Below are 2,720 nucleotides of genomic sequence, written 5' to 3'. Positions count from 1 at the left end.
GACTAATACATCTAAAGTTAACCACAGGCCTTTAAAAGTAGCACATAAGGCAGCAGCTCATCGCGACTTAAAGCGAGTTGGACGTAATATTGATTTGGTTATTGAGGAAGAATTAATTGATGATAAATTGTTGGAGAAGCCTACTAAATTATTAACTTGGAAAATTTTATATGATCAAAAATACCCCCAAAGATTTCAACTTACTAGTAGAACAAGCTGTAAGTGAAAAAAACTATGCGCATATGCGGCCCGTGGTTGAAAAAGAATTATTACATTATGATTTACTGTTTATTCTCGATAAAGCTAATTTACTGGATAAACTAACTTTTCGAGGAGGAACTTCGTTACGCTTATGTTATGGTGCAGCAAGATTTAGCGAAGACTTAGACTTTGTAGGTGGCACAAGTTTCACAACATCAGATCTAATGGGTATGAAAGACTGCATAGAGAATTATATTGGCGATAGATATGGTTTGCCAATTACGGTTAAAACACCTTCTGAATCTGATGATAAAAAAGTTAAGCAATGGCAACTAAATCTTACGACTGCTCCTGCGCGAAGAGATTTGCCTATGCAAAAGGTCAAAATACAGATTTGTAGTGTGCCAGCTTATACAAGAGAGCCTAAGGCATTAAAAATCAATTATGATTTTTTACCTGATGGATATGCTGATACTTTAATTATGACAGAAAATATAGATGAAATAATGGCAGATAAATTAATTGCTTTTGTTGCTACAACTCGATATACAAGGCATCGGGATATTTGGGATTTGCGATGGTTAAAGCAGCAAGGTGCAATGATTAATGCAAAATTAATTCTTGCCAAAATTAAAGATTACGGTATTACAAATTACGTGGATAAACTAGAAAAAGCGCATTATCAAGTGGATGAGATTATTAGAGGAAAATCTTTTTATGATGAGATTTCACGTTTTGCTCCAGAAAATGTATTAGAACGTACCCTTCAAAAAGAAAAATTCAAAGACTTTTTAATTGCTGAGACAAAAGAACTTTTTTCTGAAGTAAGAAAGCTTTTTTATGATAAGCAGGAAAGTGATGAGTTTTATATTTAGAATCTTACTTCAGGAAAATAATAGAATTTAGCAAGTAGCTAATTTAGGTTAAAACTTATAAAGGTAGTGTAACATTCTTTCTGTAAATTCAAATTAGGCTTTAAATTAGTTAGGCCACCATCCTCTGATCAAACTAGAAAGAAAAAATCGAAGCGAGGTCAATCAACTAGAAAAGCAGGTGGCCAGCCTGGTCGCATAGGAAAACAATTAAAACCTGTTAGCGACCCTGACAAAATAGAACGGTTGAATATTGAATAGAATAACTTGTAAAAGTCACAACTTAGTTAGATTTATTTGTAAAAGTCACAACTCGATCTGACAGTTTGGATTTATTGGACAAGTTTTTCGTCCGCCATCTCCGAACTTTTTTCAAGCTCATTGCAATTCGCGCGCTGTTGATTTTGATTTTTATAATCACTTTCTGTCGAGCGCGCGATGCTGGCGAAATCGTTAAAGGTTTCTGTCGAAACCTTTAACTCTTCGCCTAGCTCAAATTTATTATCTTTAACCTCGGCTTTTCTTGCAAGATCTTTTTCGATTGCTAAATGTTTTGAACCTATAAATGTTTGCATTGGCGTTTTTCCATAACAATATTTTCCAGAATGTGGACGTAGTTCATTATAATTTCTCAACCAATCTTCAACATCTTCTTGAAGCTCCTCTAATGAAGTATAAATTTTTTTTCGAAAAGCAATATCGTAAAATTCCTGTTTCATTGTACGATGAAATCTTTCACAAATTCCATTGGTTTGTGGAGAACGAGCCTTTGTTCTAGAGTGGTCAATATTTTCTATTCCTAGATATAATTGATAGGCATGATTCTCTGGCAAACCACAATATTCGGTTCCTCTATCCGTTAATACACGCAATAAACCTACATCTTGCGATTCATACCACGGTATAACGACAGCATTTAACATATGAGCTGCTGTCATTGCGGTTTTTTCTGTATAGAGCTTTGCAAAAGCTACTCTAGTATAAGTATCTACAAACGTTTGCTGATAAATTCGTCCAACTCCCTTCATCGTTCCTACGAAGTAAGTATCTTGAGAACCTAGATAGCCTGGGTGCTCAGTTTCAATTTCCCCATGGGCTTCTTTTTCTTTTTTAGATTTTTCTAAGGCTTGAACTTGCGACTCTGTTAATACCATACCTTCTTGGGCTGATTTTGCTTCCAATGCTTTTAGTCTTTTTTTAAACGTTTCCAAATCGTGGCGTAACCAAACTGAGCGAACACCGCTTCCTGATATTATTATTCCTTTTTGTTTTAATTCATTAGATGCTCGATGTTGACCCAGCGCTGGATTTTCTATTGCAAGCTCAACCACGGCTTCTTCTATATAATCCGGAACTCTGTTTTTTAGATTCGGTTTTTCCCGACTCAATTCTTTTAATGCTTCTTCTCCACCATTTTCATACAATGATTTATAACGGTAAAAAGTGTCTCTAGAATAGCCTAGCACTTTACAGGCCCTTGAAACGTTACTTAACTCTTGCGCTAAATCAAGTAAACATAGTTTTGGTTTTATTATTTTTTCTGCTAAAGTAGTCATATCTGACAATCCTCTTATTAGTTAGATTTATTATCAAATCAGATTCTAGTCTAATTTGATGCGATTGTCAGATCAAGTCTAAACTCATACA

General features: G+C 34.7%; 1 protein-coding gene and 2 pseudogenes. 2 read left to right on the top strand and 1 reads right to left on the bottom strand.

The features are described from left to right. Both Q0992_RS16540 and Q0992_RS16535 read left to right on the top strand, forming a co-directional pair. Positions 1 to 226, top strand: a pseudogene (locus tag Q0992_RS16540) (hypothetical protein); the annotation flags it as partial. After that, on the top strand, positions 171 to 1,076 hold the full coding sequence (locus Q0992_RS16535) for a nucleotidyl transferase AbiEii/AbiGii toxin family protein (protein WP_299526969.1): 906 nt from the start codon (positions 171 to 173) through the stop codon (positions 1,074 to 1,076). The pseudogene Q0992_RS16540 and the gene Q0992_RS16535, both read left to right, overlap by 56 nt. A 518-nt stretch (positions 1,077 to 1,594) precedes the next feature. Here the strand turns inward: Q0992_RS16535 and Q0992_RS16530 are convergent. Beyond that, positions 1,595 to 2,629, bottom strand: a pseudogene (locus tag Q0992_RS16530) (IS481 family transposase); the annotation flags it as partial. Positions 2,630 to 2,720: the final 91 nt, after the last annotated feature.

This window comes from Winogradskyella sp. (assembly GCF_028289625.1).
In the GTDB taxonomy this organism is placed as follows: Bacteria; Bacteroidota; Bacteroidia; order Flavobacteriales; family Flavobacteriaceae; genus Winogradskyella.
This window is presented reverse-complemented; position numbering and strand designations above follow the sequence as displayed.